The sequence below is a fragment of the Ensifer sp. GW823-FHT05D09 genome (assembly GCF_058795755.1).
Genome location: NZ_JBXAIA010000067.1, coordinates 1 through 216 on the forward strand (window position 1 = coordinate 1; position 216 = coordinate 216).

The window sequence follows — 216 nt, forward strand, 5'->3', positions numbered from 1 at the left end:
TGATTTGGTTGCGGGGGCAGGATTTGAACCTGCGGCCTTCAGGTTATGAGCCTGACGAGCTACCGGGCTGCTCCACCCCGCGCCAAGCGTAAATCCCTTTGGGATTTATCGCGGTAACGTAAATCCCGAAGGGATTTATGGTCTCTGCCGAGCAAATCCGAAGGATTTGTCTCGCGTAAGGAAGGCACTGATGACCTTGGTCTAGCAAAACAAAAG

General features: G+C 52.8%; 1 tRNA gene. It reads right to left on the minus strand.

From position 1 onward, the window contains the following. Positions 1-5: 5 nt before the first annotated feature. A tRNA-Met gene (locus tag AC1Q80_RS30955) sits at positions 6-82 on the minus strand. Positions 83-216: the final 134 nt, after the last annotated feature.